Here is a 23,975-nt window from a genome sequence, read left to right as displayed (position 1 = left end):
GAGAAGGAGCCGCCCGCCATGTCCGCCACCCACCCGAACCCGGAACCCGCCCCGACCGCACCGCCCCGGGACCCCTCGGACGAGGTTCTGCACCGCGTCGAGGCCGGCGTCTCGTGGATCACCCTCAACCGCCCCGACGTGATGAACGCCGTCACCGGGGAGCAGCGCGAGCGGGTGATCGCCCTCCTCGACGCGGCATCGGCCGACCCCGAGGTGCGGGCCGTCGTCCTCACCGCGACCGGGAAGGGCTTCTGCGCCGGCGCCGATCTGCGCGGGGCGCCGGCGACCGGCGACCGGGTCGTCGGTGACGTCGCCCGCCTGATCCGGCTCGGGGCGCAGCGTCTGATCACGGCGGTCATGGACTGCGAGAAGCCGGTGATCGCCGCCGTCAACGGGACGGCCGCGGGCATCGGCGCCCACCTCGCCCTGGCATGCGACCTGGTGGTGGCGGCGGAGCCGGCCCGGTTCATCGAGGTGTTCGTGCGGCGCGGGCTCGTGCCGGACGGCGGCGGCGCGTACCTGTTGCCGCGGCTGGTGGGGCCGCGGAAGACGAAGGAGCTGATGTTCTTCGGGGACGCCGTGCCGGCGGCCGAGGCGGCCCGGCTGGGGCTGGTCAACGCGGTGGTGCCGGCGGCGGAGCTGGAGGCCACCGCCCGGGCCTGGGCCGAGCGGCTCGCGCAGGGGCCCACCCGGGCGCTGGCCCTGACGAAGCAGCTCGTGAACGCCTCGCTGGACGGGGACCGGGCGGCCGCCCTGGCCGCCGAGGCCACCGCCCAGGAGCTGAACATGGGCACCGCCGACGCGAACGAGGGCGTGGCCTCCTTCGTGGAGCGGCGGACCCCGAAGTACCTGGGCCGCTGAGCGCTCCCGGAGGGACGCGGGTGCGCCCGAGGGGCTGGGGTGCGTCCGAGGGGCTGGGGGGGCTGGGGTGCGTCCGAGGGGCTGAAAACGCTCACCCATGAGGCAGCAGAGATCAACTCGGCACGGCATGCGTGACCGATTTGTGTGAATAGCTGACCGCATGGGTCCTACCTGGCGAGTGAAAGGCCGCGTGCCGCGCGCGTTGTGCGCCGCGACGGCCTCCGTGTTCCTGACCGTGACGCCCGCCGCGGCCTCCGCCCCGACGGACCCGGGCCCGCGCACCACGGCCGGGCCGGCCACCGGACCGGACACCCGACCGGACGTCGGCCCGGACGTCGGCCCGGACCGGGCGGACCGGGCGGACCCCGGCGCGTCGGACCCCCTCGCCCCCGCCGCGCCCTCCCCCTCGGCATCGTCCGCGCCGCCGGACGGGGGCGACCGCGCGCCGAACCCGGGACGACCGGCCCCGTCCCCCACCCCCACCCCCTCCCTCCTCCCGGACCCGGACACCGGCCCGCGCACCGGCCCGCGCACCGGCCAGGGCATCGGCCCGGGCGCCGACCTCGCCGTCTCCGCCGACGTGCGCGCCCGCCCGGCCGCACCGGAGCGCGAGCGCCACGACGGCGGGGCCCTCGCCGCCACGGAGACGTACGACTACCTCGTGACGGTGACCAACCACGGCCCCTCCACCGCCCGTCAGGTCACCGTCACCGACCGGCTCCCGGCCGCCCTGGACTTCCTCTCCTCCCGCGACGGCTGCACCGCCGTCGGCAGGACGGTCACCTGCGGGCCGCTGCCCACCCTGGCGGTCGGCGCCTCGCACACCTGGGTGCTCACGGTGCGGCTCGCGCCCGGCTACCGGGGCGAGGGCGACGACATCGTCAACGAGGCGACCGTCGGCGCCCTCACCCCCGACCCCCACACCGGGAACAACTCCACCTCCCTGACGGGCCTGGTGCTCCCGCCCAGCGCCCGCCTCGCGGACCTCTCCCTGCGCAAGACCGCCCTGCTCGCGAAGGGCCGCGAGGACGTACGGCCGGGGGAGAAGTTCACGTACCTGATCTCGGTGCACAACGCGGGCCCGGCGACGGCCCGCGCCGTCGAGGTCTTCGACCGGCTCCCGGCCACGCTGACCCTGCTCTCCTCCCCCGACGACTGCGCGCTCGCCCCGAGCGGGGAACGCCTCGTCGTGTGCCCCGCCCTGGACCGGCTCGCGCCGGGCGCCACGGCGGCGTTCCGGATCACCGTACGGGCCGCCCCGCGCGACCGGGCCAACCCCCCGCGCGGGCGCTGCACCCCGATCGAGAACGTCGCCCGGGTCTCCTCCGCCGTGCGCGACCCCGACCCCTCCGACAACGCCAACGCCCCGGACGCCACGGGGCCGAACGGCGGCCGGCTGTGCCTGGTGTCCGACGGCGGCAAGGACCACCACGGCGACCACGACCACCCCGCCAGGCCGGACCACCACGACGGTCACCACGGCAAGGGCGATCACGGCAAGCCCGGTCGGGACGACGGCAAGGACCACCACCCGGGCCGCGGCGACCTGGCCGACTCCGGGGCCCGCGTACCGGCCTGGCTCGGGTGGACCTCGGCCGCCCTGCTGGCCTGCGGGGCCGCGCTCCGCGTGGCCGCGCGACGACGCCCCCGCCCCTGACCGCCCCCGCACCACCACGACGACCACCACGATGACGACGACCACGATGACGAGGTACGCACCGGCATGAGAGCGCGTTGGACCGCCCGGTGGCGCAGGGCCGCCGTCCCCCTGCTGTGCGCGGCGGCGCTCACGGCGCCCGCGACCGGCCCCGCCGCCGGCGCGGACGGCCCGGCCGCCGCCCCGCGGCCGCTGCCCCGCGCGATCAGCTTCCCGGTGAACGAGACGTTCGACAGCGCGACCAACCTGGGCACGACCAGCGGCAACGCGAGCTACCCCGGGGGCGGCTGGCTGCGGCTGACGTCCACGAGCACCAACCAGGCCGGCACCTGGAAGATGAAGGAGGCCTTCTCCACCACCCTCGGCATCGTCGCCGAGTTCCGCTACGCCACCTACGGCGGCACCGCCTACGACGGCAAGCGCGGCGACGGCCTGTCCTTCTACCTGACCGACGGGACCGCCTCCGACGGCGTCGGCCCCTCCGGCGGCAGCCTCGGGTACGCCTGCTCGGGCGCGGCCTCCCGCTGCCTGACCTCGGGCGTACCGGGCGCCTACCTCGGCATCGGCCTCGACGAGTTCGGGAACTTCTCCTCCACGGGGGTCGGCAACGGCGGTCCGGGCACCCAGGCCAACAAGGTCGTGGTGCGCGGCGGCGGCAGCGGCACAACGGGCTACCGCTACGCGACGGCCGTCGACGGGCCGGGTTCGACGGTGGAGACGGGCAGCCGCGCCAAGGAACGCAAGGTGCGGGTCTCGCTGCTGCCCAGCGGTTCCAAGATGCTGCTGTCGGTGTGGTCGGACAGCGGCCCGGACACCGCGATGACGCAGCTCGTCACCGACCACGACGTCACGACGATCACCAATCAGCCCGCGCTGCCCTCCACCCTGAAGGTGGGTTTCTCCGCCGGTACGGGCGGCGCCACGAACAACCACGAGATCGACGACCTGACGATCAACGTGCCCGCCGACCTGAAGGTCGTGAAGTCGACCGCCCAGTCGACGGTGCCGGCCGGCGATCCGGTGACGTACACGGTCACCGTCTCCAACAGTCAGGCCAACGACGTGACGGGCGCCGTCGTGCGCGACACCGTGCCCGAGCTGACCGGCGTGACCTGGACCTGCAAGGCAGGCACCGGCGGCACCTGCGGGGCGGCCTCCGGGAGCGGCAACGTCCTGGACACGAGGGCCGACCTCAAACGCGGCGGCTCCGTCACGTACACGATCACCGGCAACGCCCCGGCCCAACCGTCCTCCCTGTCCAACACCGCGACGGTGACGGCTCCGACGGACCGTACGGACACCAACCCGGCGGACAACACCTCCACCGCCTCCGCCGTCACGGTGACGGCGCGCGCCGACCTGGCCGCCGAGAAGGAGGGGGTCGGGGCGGGGCCGGTGGCGCCGGGCGAGGAGTTCGAGTACCGGATCACCGCCCGGAACCTGGGGCCGTCCCACACGCAGACGGCGTTGATGTCCGACACCCTGCCCGGCCCGCTGCGGTTCGTGTCCTCGGTCAGCGGCTGCACGGCCACCGGTCAGCAACTGTCGTGCCCGCCCCGCGGTCCGGTGAACGCGGGCGCGAGCGTCGCGTGGCAGGTGCGCGTGCGGCTGGACCCGGCGTACGCGGGGGACGGCACCGACCTCGGCAACGTGGCGTCGGTCCGGCACGGCCTGCCCGACCCGCAGCCGGCGAACAACACCAGCGCGGCGGCCGGTCCGCCGGGCGGTCTGGCGGCGGCGCGGGCGAACCTGTCGCTGACCAAGGCGGCGCAGGACCGTACGCCGGTCGCGCCCGGGGAGACCTTCGCGTACACGGTGACGGTGCGCAACGCGGGGCCGTCGGTGGCCCGGCGGGTGCGGGTCACCGATCCGCTGCCGGCGGGCCTGGTGTTCGTCTCCGGGGCGGACGGGTGCACCGCCTCGGGCAGGGACGTGACCTGCGGGACGGAGGCGGTCGTGGACCCGGGCGGCTCGCGGTCGTGGACGTTCACCGTGCGGGTGGATCCGGCGTACGCGGGTGACGGGGTGGCGCTGCGCAACACGGCGACCGCCGCGTCGGACACCGCCGATCCCGACCCGGCCGACAACAGCGGTTCGGCGGGCGTCCCGGGCGGGCGGATCGCCCCGGCGAGCGCCGACATCGAGCTGGCCAAGGACGTGCGCGCGGGCTGATGCCCGCGCCGGTGTCCTTCCCCGAACTCCCGTACAGCGCTCTGTACGGTCTCTCACGCACGAAACGGAAACGATGCGCGATGACGACGACACCGGGCCGGCGGTCGGTGGCGCGGGCCTTGGCCCCGCTGCTCTGCGCGGCCGCACTGTGGGCCGTACCGGCCCCGGCGGCCGCACAGCCCACGACCGTACGGGCCATCACCACGGCACCGGCCTCGACGGCCCGGGGCGCCCATTCCGTCGAGGTGACGGTCCTGCGGGCGAAGGCGAACGCGAAGGCCAAGGCGCCGGGTGACCTGATCACGTACACCCTGACGGCGCGGAACCGGGGTCCCTCGGTCGCCCGGAACGTGACGGCGCGGGACCGGCTGCCCGACGGGATCACCTACGTGGGTTCCTCGGACGGCTGCACGGCCGTCGGCCAGACCGTCACCTGCGGGCCGGAGCCGCAGTTGGCGGCCGGGCAGAGCCGCAGTTGGAGCTTCCAGGCCCGGCTGAGCGCCTCGTACCAGGGCGACGGTTCGGACCTCGGCAACAGCGCGAACGGCACCTCGGACGCCACGGACCCCGACCCCGGCAACAACAAGCCGGATCCGGTGCTGCCGCCGGGGCCGTTCGGGCCGGTCTCGGACCTGGCGACCGTGAAGACCCCGTTGGGGACGGGGCCGACCGTGCCGGGCCAGGAGTTCGAGTACGAGGTCCGCACGTCCAACAAGGGGCCCTCCGACGCGCGCAACGTGGTGGTGACGGACACCCTGCCCGACGGGCTGACGTACGTCTCCTCCGCGGACCCGTGCTCGGTGTCCGGCCGGACGGTCACCTGCGGCCCGCTGGCGCGGATGGCGCCGGGCGGGGACGTGACGTGGACGTTCAAGGTGAAGCTGGACCCGGCCTACGCCGGTGATGGCTCCGACCTGCGCAACACGGCGACGTCCTCGTCGGCCTCGAAGGAGCCCGAGCCCGCCGACAACACCTCGCAGCCGGTGCTGCCGCCCGGTGGGGTCACCGAGCCGCAGGCCGACGTGTGGACGGCGAAGCGGACCGCGAACGACACCCCGATCGCTCCCGGGCAGACGTTCGACTACGTGGTGACGGCCACGAACGACGGCCCGTCGCGCGCCGTGAACACCACGATCACCGACAGGCTGCCGGCGCAGCTCGCGTTCGTGTCCTCGCCCGACGGCTGCTCGGCCACGGACGGTACGGTCTCCTGCGGCCCTCTGGCCGTACTGGAGCCGGGGGCCTCGCGGACGTGGCGCTTCACCGTCCGCCTGGACAGCGAGTACACGGGCAACGGCTCGGACATCCGCAACACGGCGACCGCGACCGCGCGGACCAAGGACCCGAAGCCGGAGAACAACACCAGCAGTCCGGCCGGCCTGCCGGGCAGCACCGTCACCAAGCCGACCGCGGACCTCGGGGTCACCAAGGAGGCCGTCGGCAGCCGGCCGCCGGTCCCGGGCGAGAACTTCGACTACCGGATCAGGATCACCAACAAGGGCCCGTCGGCCGACGCGTTCAACGTGAAGCTGACCGACAACCTGCCCGAGGGCCTGTCGTACGTGGCCTCCTCGCCGGCGGGCTGCACCGTCGCGGGCCGGCTGGTGTCGTGCAAGCGGGCCACCCCGCTGAAGGTCGGCGAGACCGTCGAGTACCTGCTGACGGTGAAGGTCGACCCCGCCTACAAGGGCGACGGCTCCGACCTGCGGAACACCGCCGAGGTGACGGCGGACAACATCGACCCCGCGTCGGAGAACGACAAGAGCACGGCGACCGTCCCCGGCGGGCACGTCGCCGAACCGTCGGCCGACCTGGCGATCACGAAGAAGCCCGTGCAGAGCGCCCCGGTCGCCCCGGGCGAGACCTTCGACTACGCGATGACCGTCGTCAACAACGGCCCCTCGCAGGCCGACCAGGTCACGGTCACCGACGTCCTGCCGACCGCGCTGAGCTTCGTCTCGGGCGACCCGACCTGCACCTCGGGCCGGACCATCACCTGCGGCCCGCTGGCGCACCTGGCCCCGGGCGCCTCGATGACCTGGGTGATCAAGGTGAAGCTGGACCCGGAGTACACCGGCAACGGTTCCGACATCCGCAACACCGCGACGGTCGACTCCCTCACCCCCGACCCGCGCCCGGCGAACAACACGAGCGCGGCGGCCGGCCCGCCCGGAGGCACCGTCAAGGAGCCGACGGCCGACCTGGAGGTGGGCAAGACGACCCCGTGAAACCGGTCCGGTCGGCGGGGCGCGCGTCCCGCCGACCGGAGCCCGCCGCGCCCTACGCCCCGGGGTTCGGCTTGAGCAGGGCGAACACCGCGCCGGCCGGATCGGCGACCCAGCCGATCCGGCCGACGTCCGGTACGTCGGCGGCCGGCATCAGCACGCTCCCGCCGGCCTCCCGCACCGTCCGGACGGTGGCGTCCACGTCCGGCACGTGGAAGTAGGGCACCCAACGCACGGCCCCGCCGTCGCCGGCGCCCTCGCCGAGCGGCGCGACCCCGCCGAAGGAGCCGTCCTCCTGGTCCCCGTCGGCGACGCTCAGGACGCGGTACGTCATCCCGGGCGTGCTCATCTCGGCGTGGCGCCAGCCGAACAGTCCGGCGTAGAAGGCGATGGCCGCCTGAGGGTCGGGGGCGTGCAGTTCCACCCACACGAGGGTGTTCTCGACGGAGGCGGCCTCCAGCCCGACGGTCCTGCCCGGCTGCCAACAGGCGAACTCGGCGCCCTGCGGGTCGGTGAACGCGGCGAGCCGGCCCTCCTCCATCACGTCCCCGGGTTCCATGCGCACCCGCCCGCCCCCGGCGGTCACGGCCCGGGCGGTGGCGTCGACGTCGTCGCTGCGGAAGTACACCGTCCAGGCGGACGAGGCCCCCTCCTCGGTCAGCGGCCCGAGCGCGGCGACCGTCCGGCCGCCGAGCCGGAAGAATCCGTACCCGCCGACCTCGGGTCCGGCGGAGACGTGCTCCCACCCGAAGACGCGGGTGTAGAAGTCGGCGGCGGCCGCCGTGTCGGGGCTGCCGAGGTCCAGCCAGTTGGGCGATCCGGTGTGGAAGTCGGTGCCGAGCATGAGGTCCTCCTGGGGGCCGTGGTGACGGCGGCGGACGAGCACCGCCTCGTTTCCGCCCGCCACGATGCCCACCGCCCGACGGGCGGGCCCCCGTACGGCCCACCGACCCCGTGCGTTTCACCCGTACGGGCGGCGGCGCCCCCGGCGCGGGGCGTTCGCGTGCCCGCGTTCCTCCACCCCTTCACATCTGACGATCCGTCAGCTTCAATCGGGAGGGTGATGGGACACGCAGGGATGGCGGCCACCGTCGTCCGATACCTCAGGTCGGTCGGCTCCCCCACCTCGGGCGGGCCGGATCCCGCGGGCGCGGGCATCGACGCGCTCCCCCGGCCCGACCTGCGGGCCGTCGGGGAGGACGAACGGGCGCCCGTGAGCCCCGCCGAGTTCCGCGCCGTACTGGGCAACTTCGCGAGCGGGGTCACGGTCATCACCGCCCCGCCCGGCGAGGACGACGACGGGCCGGCCGGCTTCGCCTGCCAGTCCTTCGCCTCGCTCTCCCTCGACCCGCCCCTGGTCACGTTCATGGTGGCGCGCACGTCGACCACCTGGCCGCGCATCGCCCGCGCCGGGGTGTTCTGCGTGAACGTCCTCGGCGCCGACCAGGGCGCACTGTGCCGCGCCTTCGCGATCAGCGGCGCCGACAAGTTCGCCGGCGTCGGCCACCGGCCCGCCCCCGCGACCGGATCGCCACAGCTCGACGACGTACCCGCGTGGATCGACTGCCGCGTCCACGCCGTGCACACCGGCGGCGACCACCTGATCGTCGTCGGCCGCGTCGAGGCGATGGGCGCACGGGGAGAGGGCGACCCCCTCCTCTTCCACAAGGGCCGCTTCGGCCGCCTGGCCACCGACTGAGCCCGACCGGAGAGCGGCCCACCCCGGAGCGCGCGAGCCCGGCCCGTCGTCCCACCGGGCCGGGCTCGCGCGCGTGCGCCGTCAGAAGGTGAGCACCCCCCGGGCCACCCGACCGTGGTGGGCGTCGTCCACGGCCTTCGCGAAGTCCTCCACCGGGTAGACCTCCGTCACCAGCTCGTCCAGCAGCAGCCTCCCCTGCCGGTACAGGTCGGCGTACAGGGCGATGTCGCGCTGGGGGCGCGAGGACCCGTACCGACAACCCATGATCGTCTTGTCCAGGTACATGGACGACACGAGGAAGGACGCCTCCTCCTTGAAGCCCGGCACGCCCAGCAGGACCGCCTGCCCGTGCCGGTCCAGGAGGTCGACCGCCTGCCGGATCAGCCGGACGTCGCCGACGCACTCGAAGGCGTGGTCCGCACCCGTCGGCAGGATCTCGCGCACCGCCGCCGAGGTGTCGGCCACGGCCGAGGCGTCCACGAAGTGGGTCGCGCCGAACTGCCGGGCCACCGCCTCCTTCGCCGGGTTCGCGTCCACCGCCACGACGGTGGACGCCCCCGCGATCCGCGCGCCCTGGAGCACGTTGAGCCCGATGCCACCGGTGCCGATGACCACCACCGTCTCGCCCCGGTCCACCTTGGCCCGGTTCAGTACGGCCCCCACCCCCGTCAGCACCCCGCAGCCGATGAGCGCCGCCGACGTCAGCGGGATGTCCTCGGGTATCCGCACCGCCTGCACGGCCTTGACGATCGTCCGCTCCGCGAACGCCGAGTTGGAGGCGAACTGGAACAGCTCCCGCCCGCCCCGCGAGAACGGCCGCGCCGGCATCCCGATCGCCTTGCGGCACATCGTCGGCCGCCCCCGGTCGCAGTCCGCGCACGCCCCGCAGTTCGCGAGGGTCGACAGGGCCACGTGATCGCCGGGCGCCACGTGGGACACCCCCGCGCCGACCGCCTCCACCACCCCCGCGCCCTCGTGCCCGAGCACCACCGGGGGCGGGAAGGGGATCGTCCCGTCGATCACCGACAGGTCGCTGTGGCACAGCCCGGCCGCGCGGATCGCGACCAGCACCTCCCCCGGCCCCGGCTCCCGGATCTCCAGGTCCGCGACCACCCGGGCCTGCTTGCCGTCGAACACGACGCCTCTCACCTGGACTCCTTAGGCAGGCCGAGCACCCGCTCGGCGATGATGTTCCGCTGGATCTCGTCCGAGCCGCCGTAGATCGTGTCGGCGCGGGTGAACAGGAAGAGCCTCTGCGCCTCGTCGAGCCCCGCCCCGTACGGGACCTCCGCCGACCAGGGGTCCGGCCCCACCGTCGCCGCCGCCCCGCGCACGGCCACGGCCAGCTCCCCGAGCCGCCGGTGCCAGCGCCCCCACAGCAGCTTGGCCACGCTCGGCGCCCCCGCGTCCCCGGCACGACCCAGGGTGCGCAGGGCGTTCCAGCGCATGGCGCGCAGCTCGGCCCACTGCCGTACGAGTTCCTCGCGCAGCACCGGGTCCGGGGCGGGGGAGGCGGCGTGGGCGGCGAGGACCCGCTCCAGTTCGGCGGCGAAGCCGATCTGCTGGACGAGGGTGGACACGCCGCGTTCCAGGGCGAGCAGTCCCATCGCGACGGTCCAACCGTTGCCCTCGCCGCCGACCACGTCGGTGGCGACGGCCCCGTCGAAGAAGACCTCGTTGAACTCGGCCGTGCCCGACATCTGGCGGATCGGCCGGACCTCGACGCGGCCCGGCTGGTCCATCGGTACGAGCAGGAAGGACAGGCCCCGGTGGCGGCGCGAGCCGGCTTCGGTGCGGGCCAGGACGAAGCACCAGTCGGCCTCGCGGGCCAGCGAGGTCCAGATCTTCTGTCCGGTGACGCGCGGCAGCCCGTCGCCCCGGTCGCGCACGGCGCTCGTGCGGACGCCGGCCAGGTCGGACCCGGCGTCCGGTTCGCTGTAGCCCTGGCACCACAGTTCCTCGCCGCGGGCGATGCCGGGCAGGTGGCGGGCCCGCTGCTCGGGGCTGCCGTAGGCGATCAGGGTGGGGGCGAGGAGGTTCTCGCCGATGTGACCGACCCGGCCGGGTGCGCGCGCCGCCGCGTACTCCTCGGCCCACACGACCTGGCCGGTCAGGGAGAGCCGCTGCCTGCCGTACGTTCCGTCGGGCAGGTCCCAGCCCTGACCGATCCAGCCGCCGCGGCCCAGCTCGCGCTCCCAGGCGCGCCGGACGGCCACCTCCTGGTGTTCGCCGCCGGGTCCGCCGAGGCCGACGGCGCGCGCGTAGGGGCCCACGAGGTGCTCCGCGAGCCACGCGCGGGCGCGGGGGCGCAGTTCCTCGGCCTCGGGGCCGAAGCTGAAGTCCACCGGGTCCCCCTACGCGTTGGGGCGGTCCTTGGCGGCCGCCGCCTTGGCCATGGCTTCGAGCTGCGTGAGCATCGGCATGGGGTCGGTGCCGACGGTCCCGGGCAGGAAGTCGGCGATCCGCTCGGGGGTCCAGGGGCCCTCGGCGTAGCCGGCGCGCAGTTCGCGGGGCTGCGCCCAGACGGCGATCTTGGGTCCGGCGATCGTGTAGACCTGACCGGTGATGCCCTCGCCCCGGGCGCGGTCGCTGAGGAGGTAGGTGACGAGGGCGGCGACGTCCTCGGGCTCGCCGATCTCCTTGAGCTCCATGGGCACGTTGGCGGACATCCGGGTGCGGGCGACGGGGGCGACGGCGTTGGCGGTGACCCCGTACTTGTGCAGGCCGAGGGCGGCGCTGCGGACGAGGGAGATGATCCCGCCCTTGGCGGCGCTGTAGTTGGCCTGGGCGACGGATCCCTGGTGGTTGCCGCTGGTGAAGCCGATGAGGGTGCCGGCGCCCTGGCGGCGCATGACGGCGGAGGCGGCCCGGAAGAGGGTGAAGGTGCCCTTGAGGTGGGTGGCGAGGACCGGGTCCCATTCCTCCTCGGACATGTTGAAGAGCATCCGTTCGCGCAGGATGCCGGCCACGCAGACGACCCCGTCGACGCGGCCGTAGTGGGCGAGCGCGGTGTCGACGACGCGTTGGCCGCCGGCCATGGTGGAGATGTCGTCGGCGACGGCGACGGCCTGTCCTCCGGCGGCGAGGATCTCCTTGACCACCGCGTCGGCGACCTCGCTGCTGGGCGCGTTGCCCTCCATCCCGACGCCGTAGTCGTTGACGACGACCTTGGCGCCCTCGGCGGCGGCGGCGAGTGCCACCGCGCGGCCGATGCCCCGGCCGGCGCCGGTGACGGCGACGACCTTGTCTGCCAAGAAGTTCCCCACGTCCGGCCCCTTCCCGCGTTTTCTGACGGTCCGTTAGATTCTATGACCAGTCGGATGCCGCGGCACAAGCCCCGGTCGGCATCGGTTGTCGGCATCGACCGTCGACAGCGGCCCTCGCACACACAGGAGTTGATGGGAACCGTGTCCCTGCCCCCCGAGTTCCACGACATCGCCAAACGCGTCAACAACTGGGGTCGTTGGGGTGCCGACGACGAGATCGGGACCCTGAACCTGATCACGCCGGAGGTGGTCCGGGCCGCCGCCGCCGAGGTCCGCGACGGCCTGCGGATCCCCCTGGCACTGCCCCTGAAGGAGGACGGGGTGCAGGCGGGGCTGATCCCCGGGCGGATCAACCCGCTGCACACGATGGTGCAGATCAACCAGGAGCTGTTCGGCCCGGGGACGGTGGCGTGCAGCGACGACGCCGTGACGATGGGCCTCCAGTCGGGCACCCACTGGGACGCCCTGACGCACGTCTCCCACTCGGGCCGCATCTACAACGGCCGCCCCGCCTCAACGATCACCGCGCACGGGCGCGCCCGGTTCAGCGGCATCGACAAGGCCACCCCCGTCGTGTCGCGGGGCGTCCTGCTGGACGTGGCCCGCGCCAAGGGCCTGGACCGGCTCCCGGGCGACCACGCGGTGACCCCGGAGGACCTGGCGGAGGCGGAGGAGTTCGGCCGGGTCACGGTCCGGGCGGGCGACGTCGTCCTGGTCCGCACCGGCCAGGTCCAGGTCTACCTGGCGGGCGACCGGCACGGCTACGGCTTCCCGTCACCGGGCCTGTCGGTGCGCACCCCGCAGTGGTTCCACGCCCGCGACGTCGCCGCCGTCGCGAACGACACCCTCACCTTCGAGATCTTCCCGCCGGAGATCGAGAACCTGTGGCTCCCCGTACACGCGCTGGACCTCGTCGAGATGGGCATGCACCAGGGCCAGAACTGGAACCTGGAGGCGCTGTCCACAGCCTGTGCGGAAGCGGGCCGCCACTCCTTCCTGCTGTCCGCGATGCCGGAACCCTTCGTGGGCGCCACGGGCACCCCGGTCTCCCCGGTGGCCCTCCTCTGACCCCCGCGGACGGCGGCCGTTCCCGACCCCTTCGCCCTGTTTCGCGCCACTCGGGCGGGATGGGCGGGTAGGGAGGGGTGGGGGACGGGGGAACGCGCACGCCAGGGCCGCAAAACCGTTGCCCCTTACACCGAGGCACGCGCACAGACGTGCGAGACGCGTGGGGCTGGTGGGGTGGGACGGTATGGGTGGTAAGCCCAGAAGGCCCCCATCGCGACCGATTACGCCCTTCATGTGCCGCGCCGCCTTCGAAAGGATGGGCCGCGACACCGGGCCGGCGCACGTCGCGCACGAAGGCCCTCCGGTCGCCGACGCAGAGGGGAACCACCATGTCAGCGCGCAAGACCCTGGCGATCATGACCGCTACAGCGGCCCTGATCGCGGGCCCCGTCCTGTCCGCCCACGCCTCGACCGCCACCCCGACCGACCAGCGGATCGCCTACGCGGAGCAGGCGCGGGCCGCGGGTCTCACCGACCGCCAGGCCGGACAACTCCAGGAGCGGGTCGACGCCTTCCTCACCGAGGACCCCCAGGCCCGCCAGGTCTCCGCCAACAGGCTCGCCACCGCCGGCGGCACCGTGACCCTCGCCGTCCCGGGCCGCGCCGAAACCCGCGACCTGGCCTCCCCCGACACCGCCCTGGCCTGTAACAACGGCCACCTGTGCATCGTGGACGGGCGTGGCGTCAACTACGACTACTACCGGTGCGGTTACTACGACTTCAACGGCATCGGCAACGGCACCTTCAACAACAACCAGACCTCCGGCACCCGGGCCCGCTTCTACAACTCGGACGGCAGCGAACGCTGGTCCAACGTCGCCAAGGACTCCGGAACCGCCTCCTGGACCCCGGTCTTCCACATCCGGCCCTGCTGACCCGTACCCACGACCACCCCTGACCGCCCCTGACCGCCCTCCCCGACCGGTGCCCCCGACCCCCACCCCCCGGGCCGGGGGCACCCCCGTGCCCCCACCCGGCACGAAGGGGCGGTCGACGCGAACGTCGACCGCCCCTTCGCGTGGCGCGGTCGTCAGGCGCCGAGGTGGTAGGCCTTCGCCCACTCCTTCTCGCCCTCGCCGGCGCAGGTCGAGGTCCAGACCGGGCCGACCTGCCGCGGGATGGCCGCGGCCGCGGAGCAGGTGTGCGCGAACTGCGCGTGCCCACCGGCGAACTTGCCGATCTCGACACCACCGTCGGCCAGCGCGGCGCCGGCACCGCCCAGCAGGATGCCGGCGGCCAGGACAGAGGACGTCAGGGCAGAACGGATACGCATGACTCTCCTAGGAATCTCGTCGACGCGCCGGGAAACGAGCGCGTGACCGCTTCAACCCCGCACGCGGCACCCGGGGAACGGCCCTTCACTCCGATGGCGCCCGGCAAGACCCTCCTACGGTGAATGGTCATATGACCGACATGCCCGCACCGCGCCGCCCGCGGTGCCGCCCTCGGCGCCGCCCCGGGGTCCTCAGGGCAGCCGGATGCCGCCCTCGGCGTCCAGGACGAGCGGGCGCGCCTCGTCGTTCTCGTACCAGCGCAGCCCGCCGACGGGGCCCGTCAGGGAGACCACGTGCGGAGCCAGCAGCGCGAGGAGGGCCCGCACCTCCGGGCGGTTCTCGGCGTGGAACTCCTGGCGGGCGGTCAGGCGCAGGCCGCGCTCCGTCGGCTCCAGCGCGGCGTGCAGCGTCCCGCCGACCTTGTACGCCTCCCCGCGCAGGGCGAGCACCCGGTAGTCCGGGTCGTACGCGTCCTCGAACGCCTCGTCGTCCGCGTCGAACTCCGCGAGCGGGTGGGGCGGGACGCCGTCCCCATCGAACCCGTCCCCGTCGAACCCGTCCCCGTCGAACCCGTCCCCGTCGAACTCGTCCCCGTCGATCTCGGGCCACGGCGTGAGGTGGGTGCGGAGCCGCGCGAGCACCGGTTCGGGGGTGGACGCGTCGAGGTCCAGGGCGAGTTCCAGCTCGTAGATGTCTGCCATGGCGATCATCGTACGAACGGGCACCGACAGCGCCGCCGGTCCGTCGTTCGTCGCCGATCCGGACCGGGCCGGACCGGGGACCTGCGGGTGGCGGCGTGCGTTCGTGCACACCCCGAGCGCGGCACGGCAGCCGCCACCCCACGACCCGCACTCGTCAAGGCACAGGACCCTTGGCGTCCCCTCGCGACGAATCGCTCACCACCAGGGTGATCAACATGTGACGAACCGTCAACACCTCGTTAGAGGTACACCCGCGGTTCCCGGTACCGGGCAAAGTTTTCCTCCGGGTCGGTCGCGAGCCCCGCGACCGCCGCGACCGCCGCCGGGGCCTGGGGGGCCGCCGCCCGGTCGACCTCGCACCAGATGCGTTTGCCCGCACCCTCGCGCTGCCACCCCCACCGGTCCGCGAGACCGTCCACCAGCTCCAGCCCCCGCCCGCCCGTGTCGTCCCCGGCGGCCTGCCGCCTCGCCGGGGCCCGGTCGCTCGCGTCGGCGACCTCGACCCGCACGCCCGGCCCGCCGAACAGCATCCGCAGCACGGCCGGACAGCCCGTGTGCACGACCGCGTTCGTGACCAGCTCGGAGATCAGCAGGATGAGCGTCTCCGCGAGCGGCTCGTCCTCCCCCACCCCCGACCCCGCCAGCCTGGAGCGGGCCCATCGCCGGGCCCGACCGACCTCGGCGGGGTCCGGTCCTACCTCAAGCTGCACCTGAAGCACCTGCACCGCTCACACCATCCGAACCGGCGGACACTTCGCCTCGCGACAGGATGGGATCACCGACCGTGACCCCCTTGCCGAGCAGCATGGTTGACATACAGTCACCACAACAAGCGCTTCGGGCATATTCCAGCGCGAAGGAGTAGGCGTGGTGCATACTGTGCGACGCTCGCGCCGCTCAACCGCTCGCATTCGTGGGAGCGTACCGGAGCACACCCCTGCCTCCGGCCCGGATCGAGGCGCGCGAAGGACACAAAGCGATATCAACTCTCTGTAATCGGACATGCGTCCCACGTCGTCCCTCCCGTGCCTTCTCGTAACAGGCTGCTACCCCTCCTCACCCACCCTCCGGGGCGATCAGCGCCTGCGCCAACGCCTCTTCCGCCTGCGCCGCCGTACGCCACTGCCGCGCCCGCACCCACGCGCGCTTCAGGTGCAGGTGGACGTCCGCCTCCCAGGTGAAGCCCATCCCGCCGTGCACCTGGAGGCAGTCCCGGGCACCTTCCACGGCCGCCCCGTCGGCGAGGAGCTTGGCCGCCGCGATCTCCGCCGGGTCCGCCGTGACCGCCGCCGCGTACACCGCCGTACGCGCCAGCTCCGCCCGCACCAGCATGTCCGCGCACAGGTGCCCCACCGCCTGGAAGGCCCCGATGGGCCGGCCGAACTGCTCGCGCTCGCCGGCGTACCGCACCGCCATGTCCAGCGTCGCCAGCGCGCTCCCGACCTGGAGGGCCGCCGTGAGCAGGGCGCCCGCCTCCCGGTCCGCCGGCGCCGGGGCGCCCGCCTGCGCGTCCGCGGGCGCGACCGCGTACAGCGGCGTCAGCGGATCCGCCGAGCGAACCCGTTCGCCGGGCGGGAGCGGCCCGGGGGCCGTGCCCAACACCGCGTCGGCCTCGCCCAGGTGCGCGACCAGCGGCCCGTCCAGGTCGTGGGCCGTGACCACCACCGTCCCCTCGGCCGCGCCCGGGACCCGTCCGGCGGCCAGGTGGGTGGCCACCAGCGGGCCCGGCAGCAGCGCCCGCCCGGCCTCCTCGAAGACGAGGACGGCCTCCGGCAGCCCGAGCCCGACCCCGCCCGCCTCCTCCGGCAGCCGCAGGGAGAAGAGGCCGGCCGCGCCCAGCTCCCGCCACAGCTTCCGGTCCACGGCCCCGCCGGAGTCCAGGCCGGCCCGCAGCCCCTCGCGCCCGAAGCGGCCCGCCAGCAGGTCCCGTACGCCCGCCCGCAGGTCGAGCTGGTCGCGCGTCGGCTGGAAGTCCATGCCGCTCACCGCCCCTTCGGGAGGCCGAGGATCCGCTCGGCGACGATGTTCCGCTGGATCTGCGAGGTGCCCGCCGCGATCGTGTACGACAGGGACGAGAGGCGGTCGAGGACCCATTCCTCGTCCAACGCGAGGGAGTCCGCGCCCAGCACCTCGGCGGCGGCCTCGTAGAGCTCCTGGCGCGCGTGGGAGTAGGCCAGCTTGAAGACGCTGCCCCCGGTCCCGGGGACGCCGCCCGTGCGCTGCGCCTCGGCGACGTTCCACTGCGTGAGGCGCCACAGCGCGCCGAACTCTCCCGACAGGCGGCCCAGGCGGCGGCGGAGCACCGGGTCGTCCCAGCGGCCGTTGGCCCTGGCCGTGCGGGCGAGCGCGGCGAGGGTACGCCGGCAGGCGACGACCTCGCCGACGAAGGCGGTGCCGCGCTCGAAGGAGAGGGTGACCATGGTGACGCGCCAGCCGTCGTTCTCCTCCCCGACGCGGTTCGCGACGGGGACGCGGACCTCATCGAGGAACACCTCCGCGAACTCGGTGGAGCCGGCGAGGGTGCGCAGGGGCCGGACGGTGACGCCGGGCGCGTCCATCGGCAGGGCCAGCCAGGAGATGCCCCGGTGCCGGGGAGCCGTCGGGTCGGTGCGGACCAGCAGCTCGCACCAGTCGGCGACCTCGGCGTGCGAGGTCCAGATCTTGGATCCGGTGACCACGTAGTCGTCGCCGTCGCGGACGGCGCGCGTGCGCAGCGCGGCCAGGTCGGATCCGGCTTCGGGCTCGCTGAAGCCCTGGCACCAGACCTCGTCGCCGCGCAGGACGGGCGGCAGCCAGCGGGCGCGCTGTGCGGGCGTGCCCTCGGCGGCGATGGTCGGTCCGGCGTGCAGCAGGCCGACGAAGTTCGCGCCGACGTAGGGGGCTCCCGCGCGTTCGGTCTCCTCCAGGAAGATCAGGTGCTGGGTCGGGGTGGCGCCGCGCCCGCCGGCGTCGACCGGCCAGTGCAGGCCCGCGTAGCCGGCGTCGTGGAGCCGGCGCTGCCAGCCGGCGTCGTAGGCGCGCCGGCCGGGCCAGTCGTCGGGGGACGGTCGGGCGGGTAGCTCGGGGAGGACCTCGGCGAGCCAGGCGCGCAGCTCGGCCCGGAACTCCTCCTCCTCCTCGGTGTGGGTGAGGTCCATCAGCGGTCCCGGTCGAGGTCCAGGCCCAGCATGCGGATGGCGTTGCCGCGCATCAGCTTGTAGACGGTCTCGTCGTCGAGGCCCTTGACGTGGTCGAGGGCGACCTCCTTGGTGTGCGGGAACGTCGAGTCGACGTGCGGGTAGTCGGTCTCGAAGGTGGCGTTGTCGCGGCCGACCACGTCCAGCGAGGCGATGCCGTGCTTGTCGCGGAAGAAGCAGCAGAAGATCTGTCGGTAGTAGTACGAGGACGGCGGTTCGGGGATCAGGTCGCGGACCCCGCCCCAGGCGCGGTGTTCGCGCCACACGTCGTCGGCGCGTTCCAGGGCGTAGGGGATCCAGCCCATCTGCCCCTCGCTGTAGGCGAGTTTGAGCGTCGGGAACTTCACCAGGACCCCGCTGAAGAGGAAGTCCATCATCGAGGCCATCGCGTTGTTGAAGCTCAGGGCGGCCTGGACGGCGGGCGGGGCGTCCGGGGAGGCGGCGGGCATCTGGGAGGAGGAGCCGATGTGCATGTTGACGACGGTGCCGGTCTCCTGGCAGACGGCGAAGAAGGGGTCCCAGTGGCCGGAGTGGATGGAGGGCAGGCCGAGGTGGGTGGGGATCTCGGAGAAGGTGACGGCCCGGACGCCGCGGGCCGCGTTGCGGCGGATCTCGGCGACGGCGAGGTCGATGTCCCACAGGGGGATGATGCACAGGGGGATCAGCCGGCCGCCGCTGTCGCCGCACCATTCCTCGACCATCCAGTCGTTGTAGGCGCGGACGCAGGCGAGGGCGACCTCCTTGTCGCGGGCCTCGGCGAAGGTCTGGCCGCAGAAGCGCGGGAAGGTGGGGAAGCACAGCGAGGCCTCGACGTGGTTGAGGTCCATGTCGAGGAGGCGCGCCTTGGGGTCCCAGCAGCCGCGCCGCATCTCCTCGCGGGTGATGCCCTCCAGGGTCATGTCGTCGCGGTCGAAGCCGACGGCGGCGATGTTGCGCTTGTACGGGAACTTCAGGTCCTCGTAGATCCACCAGTCGGTCGGCGGGCCGTCGGGGTCCATGGAGATCACGTACTTGCCGCCGACGTACTCCAGCTCGCCGATGCCGGCGGTGAGGGGCTTGGGGCCGCGGTCGCGGTACCTGGCCGGCAGCCAGACGTCGAAGAGGTGGGCGGGCTCGATCACGTGGTCGTCGACGCTGATGATCCGAGGCAGTTCCATGGTCTCCCCAATCCGACCGCATCTGATGGGTCGTCAGAAACAAGCTAGCCCCGCCACCCCTGGACCGACAAGCGTCGGCGCCCTACGCTCTCCGCCTGATCTGACCAACCGTCAGCTGTGTGCATCGAGGGAGGACCGCGATGACGGACACCACGAACCGAGAAGGCCGGCCGCCGCTCCGCTGCGCGACCCTGTGGGAACTGGTCGCCCACCGGGCCGACCTCACCCCCGACGTCCCGGTGCTCATCGAGGCCGCCGACGACCCCGCCGACGACCGCACCCTGACCTTCGGCGCCCTGCGCGAGCGCGCCGAACGCGTCGCCGCCGGCCTCCACGACATGGGCGTGCGCCCCGGCACCGTCGTGGCCTGGCAGCTCCCGACCCGCATCGAGACCGTCCTGCTCTCCCTGGCCCTGGCCCGGATCGGGGCCGTCCAGTCCCCCGTCATCCCCTTCTACCGCGACCGCGAGGTCGGCTTCGCCCTGCGCGAGTCGAAGGCCGAGTTCTTCGCCGTCCCCGGCGTCTGGCGCGGCCACGACCACACCGCGATGGCCGAGCGCCTCGGCGCCCGCGGGGTCTTCGAGGCCTACGCCTCCCTCCCGGACGGCGACCCGACCGTCCTGCCCCCGCCCCCCGCCGACGGCACCGCCGTCCGCTGGATCTACTGGACCTCCGGGACCACCTCCGACCCCAAGGGCGTCCTGCACACCGACCGCTCACTGATCGCCGGCGGCTCCTGCCTCGCCGACGCCCTGCGCCTGACACCGGACGACGTCGGCTCCATGGCCTTCCCCTTCGCCCACATCGCCGGCCCCGACTACACGGTGATGCTGCTGCTGTACGGCTTCCCCGCGGTCCTCTTCGAGAGGTTCGCGATGCCGGACGCCCTCGCCGGCTACCGCCGCCACGGCGTCACCGTCGCCGGCGGCTCCACCGCCTTCTACTCGATGTTCCTCACCGAACAGCGCAAGGACCCCACCACCAAGCTCATACCGAGCCTGCGCCTCCTCGCCGGCGGCGGCGCCCCCAAACCGCCCGAGATCTACCACGCCGTCGTCCGCGAACTGGGTTGCCAGCTCACCCACGGCTACGGCATGACCGAGGTCCCCATGATCACCATGGGCTCCCCCGACGACACCCCCGAGAACCTCGCCACGACCGAGGGCCGCCCCCCGGCCGGCATGTCCATCCGCATCACCGCCCCCGACGGCTCCCCCCTGCCCCCGCACACCGACGGCGAGGTCAGACTGCGCGGCGAGGCCGTCTGCCGGGGCTACCTGAACCAGGACCCCTCGACCGAGGTCTTCGACTCCGACGGCTACCTGATCACCGGGGACCTCGGACACCTCACCACCGAAGGCCACCTCGTCCTCACCGGACGCGCCAAGGACGTGATCATCCGCAAGGGCGAGAACATCTCCGCGAAGGAGATCGAGGACCTCCTGCACGGTCTTCCCGGGGTCGGCGACGTCGCCGTCGTCGGCCTGCCCGATCCGGAACGCGGCGAACGGGTCTGCGCCGTCGTGGAACAGCCCGCCGGCGCCGCCCCGCTCACCCTGCCGCAACTGACCGCCCACCTGCGGGCGCAGGGGCTCTCCCCCCACAAGCTGCCCGAACAGCTCGAACTCGTCGACGCGCTGCCCCGCAACGAGGCCCTGCGCAAGGTCCTCAAGTACCGCCTGCGCGAACGGTACGCCTGACCCCGCGCGGGTCCGCGCGGGCACGGTCCGTGCCGGCACCGGTCCGGGTCCGATCCCGTACGGGTCCGCTCCCGCGCGGGGCGGACCCGTACCGGCGGGCTACAGCCGGCTCAGCGAGGCCGCCGCGAACAGCACGTCACGGATCGCCTCCCGGTCGCCGATCTGACCCGCCGCGGCCTCCTCCGGGGAGATGTGCCCGGCCGCCAACTGGCAGAACTCCAGCCCGTCCAGGGCCACCTCCGCCACCGTGTGCTCCCGCGAGGGCCGCGCCGCCGGCGAGTCCAGGGCGATGTCCCAACCACCGCCGCCCGCGCCCTCGATCTCCAGGTGCAGGGTCCGCCCCGGAGCCCCCGCCGCGACCAGCCCGCGCGCCGGCGCCGCCAGCCCGGCCCGTCGCCGCTGCGCGAGCGCGCCCGGCAGCAACCGCGCCGCGAGGTCGATCATCCGGTTCAGGTGCGGACCCGACGGCGGCTCGTACGGGTAGTCCACCGCGTCCGCGATGTCCCAGGCGTGCACCCAGCACTCGAAGGCCCGCTCCAGGAAGGCGTCCCCGAGCGGCAGCGCGAACGCACCGTAGTCCACGGCCAGTTCCGCCACGCCCCGGCCCGCGAAGGAGACCGTACGGACCAGGGTGTGCCCCTGCTCCCGCCACGGCGTGCGCACCCGTCGGGTCGGCGGGTGCGGCAACGAGCTCCAGAAGTGCTCCGTACGGTCCGTGGGCCCGCCCGGCGGCGCCTGCGGACCCAACGGATCGTCCAGGCCCAGCGCCGTCGCCACCAGCCCGTCCACCGTCATCAGGTGACCGATCACGCCCGCCACCGTGGTCCGGTGCGTACGCCGCTCCTCCTCCTCGAACCACTTCAGCCGGACCGGCGTGTGCCACTCGGAGTCCCCGAAGTCCCGCAGCAGCGCGTCGAGCCGCGCCGTCTCCGTGTCGTACGGGCTCGCCCACACCGGTACCGGGATCCGCGCCGGACGCTTGCCCAGGCAGTCCTCCAGCACCCGCGAGCGCAGCAGCGGCTTCAGGTCGAGGCTCTCCTCGGGGTGCAGCAGCCCCACCGCGTCCCGCAGCCGCAGGGCCTCCTCGGCGCAGGGCGCGCATTCGGTGAGGTGGTCCTCGACCGCCCGGGTCTCCTCGGCGGAGCAGGCGGCCAGCGCCCACGCGCCGAGCAGGGACTTCAGCACGGCGTGCGAGGGCGGCTCCGACACGGGCGTCGGAGGGGTCGCGGGCGTCGAGTCCGGCGCGGGCGGGGTCGGCGCGGGCGGGGTCGTCGGGGTCGGCGGCATCGGGGTGGTCGGCGGCGGCGCCAGGTCGTCGCCGGCCGCCCGGGGGCCCGGTATCCGCGCGGGACCGACCGGGGGCCGCTCGTACGCGTCGTCGGGGGTGTCTTCGGAAGGGCCGGTCATCGGGGCGTTCCATATCCGCTGGGGCCGTACCCGGGCGGCGCGTCGTCCTCCCGGGGAAGGAGGTTGGCGGTCGACAACAGCTGGAGGCCGAGCCGCAGCCTGCGCCGCGCCTCGTCCTCGCTGATCTTGAGGTCGGCGGCGGCCTGCCGGTAGTCACGGCGTTTGAAATAGGCCAGTTCCAGGGCGGCGCGCAGGGGCGCGGGCATCGAGGTGACGATGTAGTCGGCGCGGGCCGCCGCGTTGGCGCTGCGCACCTTCTGCTCGAGCTCCTCGCGCGAGCCCCGGCCCAGTTCGGCCTGGCGCAGCCGGGCGACGGCCTGGCCCTGGGTGATGCGGGCGACCCAGGAGCGCATGGAGCCCTGCTTGGGGTCGTAGGCGTCCGGGTTCTCCCAGATGTAGCCGAAGACCTCGCGGGTGATCCGGTCGGCGGCCTTCTCGTCGCCCAACACGCGGTGCGCCAGGCTGTGGACGAGCGACGCGAACCGGTCGTAGAGCTCGCCGAGCGCGGCGGCCTCCCCGCGGGCGAGGCGCTGCTGCATACGACGGTCCCAGCGCGGTGGAACATCCTTCGCCATCGTGCCCCCAGCCATGTGTCGACCCGTCGAATGTAGTCCGCACCCACCCTGACGCGCCTGTTTTGGCCGAACCTCACCCTTGAGGAGTGGCCGGCGTGCTAGTGCCTGTCGTCGAAATCCCGCCCGCCCCTTCCGGATCCTGCCCGACCCTCCGCGCCCGACAGGGCACTTCGGGCGCCGGCGCACGCACGGGCGGGCGCGCGTCCGCCCGGGGGAACACGCGTACGCGCCCCACCGCGCTCCCCGTGCGCGGGTTCGATGCGGCCACCTCTCCGACCACTTCGCTTAACGCGCAGGCCACGAAGGGCTTACGCTCCTGCCTGTCTTGAACTGCACCCCCACCGCAGCCCATCGCACACGTGAAGGCGGAACGCCGAACATGGACAGCGCAGAATACGAGCGCAAGATCGCCGCCCGATTCGCCACCTTCGACCAGGACGGGTCCGGCTATATCGACCGGGAGGACTTCAGTACCGCCGCGAGGGCCGTGCTGAGCGAATTCGCCACCGCCGCCCGGTCGGACAAGGGTCAGGCCGTCTTCAACGGCGCCGAGGCGTTCTGGCAGGGCATGGCCGGCATCGCCGACGTGGACGGGGACCAGCGGGTGTCCCGCGAGGAGTTCGTCACCGGCGCGGCGAAGCGGCTGCGGGACAACCCGCGGCGGTTCGCCGAGATCGCCCGGCCGTTCCTGGCGGCCGTGATCGCGGTGGCGGACGAGGACGGCCGCGGCACCACCCCGGCGGGCGCGGCCCGCGTCCTGCGCGTCCTGGGCACCCCGGCCGAGGTGGCCGGCCCGGTCGCGGCGGCGCTGGACACCGACGGCGACGGGCGCATCAGCGAGGACGAGATCCTCACCGCCTTCGCGGCGTACTGCGGGGTCGAGGCCCCGGACGCGTAACCGGTCCGCGCACGGTCCCGGGCGCGTACCCGGGCGCGTACCCGGGCGTGCCGGCGATCCCCACGCCCGACGGCCCGCCGGTCGCCGGCCCCGCGCCCGCCGGTCCGGGCCCGCCCGGTGTCCGGGCGGGCCGCACGGC

At 73.9% G+C, this 23,975-nt stretch carries 21 protein-coding genes; 9 read left to right on the top strand and 12 right to left on the bottom strand.

Going from position 1 to position 23,975, the window contains the following annotated elements; translation table 11 throughout:
• Positions 1-18 precede the first annotated feature (18 nt).
• The 4 genes from ACZ6ZI_RS24925 (at position 19) to ACZ6ZI_RS24910 (ending at position 6,918) form a co-directional block, all read left to right on the top strand.
• Positions 19-861 carry an enoyl-CoA hydratase/isomerase family protein gene (locus ACZ6ZI_RS24925; RefSeq protein WP_469524307.1) on the top strand — a complete coding sequence of 281 codons (843 nt, stop codon included), beginning with the start codon at positions 19-21 and terminating at the stop codon, positions 859-861.
• 190 nt (positions 862-1,051) lie between these two features.
• A complete protein-coding gene (locus tag ACZ6ZI_RS24920; protein ID WP_469524305.1) occupies positions 1,052-2,518 on the top strand; it encodes a DUF11 domain-containing protein in 1,467 nt (488 codons plus the stop codon).
• Between the two features lie 66 nt (positions 2,519-2,584).
• Entirely contained in the window at positions 2,585-4,690 is a 2,106-nt protein-coding gene (locus tag ACZ6ZI_RS24915) for a hypothetical protein (RefSeq protein ID WP_469524303.1), read from the top strand.
• Positions 4,691-4,770: 80 nt separating this feature from the next.
• Entirely contained in the window at positions 4,771-6,918 is a 2,148-nt protein-coding gene (locus ACZ6ZI_RS24910) for a DUF11 domain-containing protein (RefSeq protein ID WP_469524301.1), read from the top strand.
• Positions 6,919-6,970: 52 nt separating this feature from the next.
• Here ACZ6ZI_RS24910 and ACZ6ZI_RS24905 read toward each other — a convergent pair whose 3' ends face one another.
• Positions 6,971-7,759 carry a VOC family protein gene (locus ACZ6ZI_RS24905; RefSeq protein WP_469524468.1) on the bottom strand — a complete coding sequence of 263 codons (789 nt, stop codon included), beginning with the start codon at positions 7,757-7,759 and terminating at the stop codon, positions 6,971-6,973.
• Between the two features lie 234 nt (positions 7,760-7,993).
• Between ACZ6ZI_RS24905 and ACZ6ZI_RS24900 the strand changes: the two genes are divergently transcribed.
• On the top strand, positions 7,994-8,614 hold the full coding sequence (locus ACZ6ZI_RS24900; protein WP_469524466.1) for a flavin reductase family protein: 621 nt from the start codon (positions 7,994-7,996) through the stop codon (positions 8,612-8,614).
• A gap of 81 nt (positions 8,615-8,695) precedes the next feature.
• On the opposite strand, the gene ACZ6ZI_RS24895 is transcribed toward ACZ6ZI_RS24900, so the two are convergent.
• From ACZ6ZI_RS24895 to ACZ6ZI_RS24885, 3 genes are read right to left on the bottom strand one after another with little or no spacing between them, the layout of a single operon-like run.
• Positions 8,696-9,763, bottom strand: coding sequence for a Zn-dependent alcohol dehydrogenase (locus ACZ6ZI_RS24895; RefSeq protein ID WP_469524299.1), 1,068 nt, complete (start codon positions 9,761-9,763; stop codon positions 8,696-8,698).
• The gene (locus ACZ6ZI_RS24890; protein ID WP_469524297.1) at positions 9,760-10,959 is read right to left on the bottom strand and encodes an acyl-CoA dehydrogenase family protein; all 1,200 of its coding nucleotides are present in this window, start codon (positions 10,957-10,959) and stop codon (positions 9,760-9,762) included. The genes ACZ6ZI_RS24895 and ACZ6ZI_RS24890 overlap by 4 nt, the downstream gene beginning before the upstream one ends.
• A 9-nt stretch (positions 10,960-10,968) precedes the next feature.
• Entirely contained in the window at positions 10,969-11,880 is a 912-nt protein-coding gene (locus tag ACZ6ZI_RS24885; protein ID WP_469524295.1) for an SDR family oxidoreductase, read from the bottom strand.
• A 141-nt stretch (positions 11,881-12,021) separates the two neighbouring features.
• On the opposite strand from ACZ6ZI_RS24885, the gene ACZ6ZI_RS24880 reads away from it, so the two are divergent.
• Together ACZ6ZI_RS24880 and ACZ6ZI_RS24875 are read left to right on the top strand one after the other, a co-directional pair.
• A complete protein-coding gene (locus ACZ6ZI_RS24880) occupies positions 12,022-12,948 on the top strand; it encodes a cyclase family protein (RefSeq protein ID WP_469524464.1) in 927 nt (308 codons plus the stop codon).
• A 356-nt stretch (positions 12,949-13,304) separates the two neighbouring features.
• On the top strand, positions 13,305-13,823 hold the full coding sequence (locus ACZ6ZI_RS24875) for a hypothetical protein (RefSeq protein WP_469524293.1): 519 nt from the start codon (positions 13,305-13,307) through the stop codon (positions 13,821-13,823).
• Between the two features lie 155 nt (positions 13,824-13,978).
• On the opposite strand, the gene ACZ6ZI_RS24870 is transcribed toward ACZ6ZI_RS24875, so the two are convergent.
• The 6 genes from ACZ6ZI_RS24870 to ACZ6ZI_RS24845 all read right to left on the bottom strand — a co-directional run bounded on the left by ACZ6ZI_RS24870 (position 13,979) and on the right by ACZ6ZI_RS24845 (position 19,256).
• Complete coding sequence (locus tag ACZ6ZI_RS24870; RefSeq protein ID WP_363055419.1) at positions 13,979-14,221, bottom strand: hypothetical protein; 243 nt, start codon at positions 14,219-14,221, stop codon at positions 13,979-13,981.
• Between the two features lie 192 nt (positions 14,222-14,413).
• Entirely contained in the window at positions 14,414-14,923 is a 510-nt protein-coding gene (locus ACZ6ZI_RS24865; protein ID WP_469524290.1) for a hypothetical protein, read from the bottom strand.
• 239 nt (positions 14,924-15,162) lie between these two features.
• Complete coding sequence (locus ACZ6ZI_RS24860; protein ID WP_469524288.1) at positions 15,163-15,648, bottom strand: ATP-binding protein; 486 nt, start codon at positions 15,646-15,648, stop codon at positions 15,163-15,165.
• Positions 15,649-15,979: 331 nt separating this feature from the next.
• Positions 15,980-16,900, bottom strand: coding sequence for an acyl-CoA dehydrogenase family protein (locus ACZ6ZI_RS24855; protein ID WP_469524286.1), 921 nt, complete (start codon positions 16,898-16,900; stop codon positions 15,980-15,982).
• Positions 16,901-16,905: 5 nt separating this feature from the next.
• Positions 16,906-18,060, bottom strand: a complete 1,155-nt coding sequence (locus ACZ6ZI_RS24850; RefSeq protein ID WP_469524284.1) for an acyl-CoA dehydrogenase — start codon at positions 18,058-18,060, stop codon at positions 16,906-16,908.
• Positions 18,060-19,256, bottom strand: coding sequence for an amidohydrolase family protein (locus tag ACZ6ZI_RS24845; protein WP_469524282.1), 1,197 nt, complete (start codon positions 19,254-19,256; stop codon positions 18,060-18,062). The genes ACZ6ZI_RS24850 and ACZ6ZI_RS24845 overlap by 1 nt, the downstream gene beginning before the upstream one ends.
• Positions 19,257-19,396: 140 nt before the next feature.
• On the opposite strand from ACZ6ZI_RS24845, the gene ACZ6ZI_RS24840 reads away from it, so the two are divergent.
• A complete protein-coding gene (locus tag ACZ6ZI_RS24840; protein ID WP_469524280.1) occupies positions 19,397-20,956 on the top strand; it encodes a class I adenylate-forming enzyme family protein in 1,560 nt (519 codons plus the stop codon).
• A 99-nt stretch (positions 20,957-21,055) separates the two neighbouring features.
• Here ACZ6ZI_RS24840 and ACZ6ZI_RS24835 read toward each other — a convergent pair whose 3' ends face one another.
• Both ACZ6ZI_RS24835 and ACZ6ZI_RS24830 read right to left on the bottom strand, forming a co-directional pair.
• The gene (locus ACZ6ZI_RS24835) at positions 21,056-22,363 is read right to left on the bottom strand and encodes a maleylpyruvate isomerase N-terminal domain-containing protein (RefSeq protein WP_469524278.1); all 1,308 of its coding nucleotides are present in this window, start codon (positions 22,361-22,363) and stop codon (positions 21,056-21,058) included.
• Positions 22,360-22,938: a sigma-70 family RNA polymerase sigma factor gene (locus ACZ6ZI_RS24830; protein WP_363055427.1), complete on the bottom strand. Its 579-nt coding sequence runs from the start codon at positions 22,936-22,938 to the stop codon at positions 22,360-22,362. Before ACZ6ZI_RS24830 ends, ACZ6ZI_RS24835 begins: the two co-directional genes overlap by 4 nt.
• Before the next feature lie 379 nt (positions 22,939-23,317).
• Here ACZ6ZI_RS24830 and ACZ6ZI_RS24825 point away from each other — a divergent pair, with 379 nt between their 5' ends.
• Positions 23,318-23,836 carry an EF-hand domain-containing protein gene (locus tag ACZ6ZI_RS24825; RefSeq protein ID WP_363055428.1) on the top strand — a complete coding sequence of 173 codons (519 nt, stop codon included), beginning with the start codon at positions 23,318-23,320 and terminating at the stop codon, positions 23,834-23,836.
• Positions 23,837-23,975 lie beyond the last annotated feature (139 nt).

This window comes from Streptomyces sp. NPDC103540, assembly GCF_055584445.1.
This window is presented reverse-complemented; position numbering and strand designations above follow the sequence as displayed.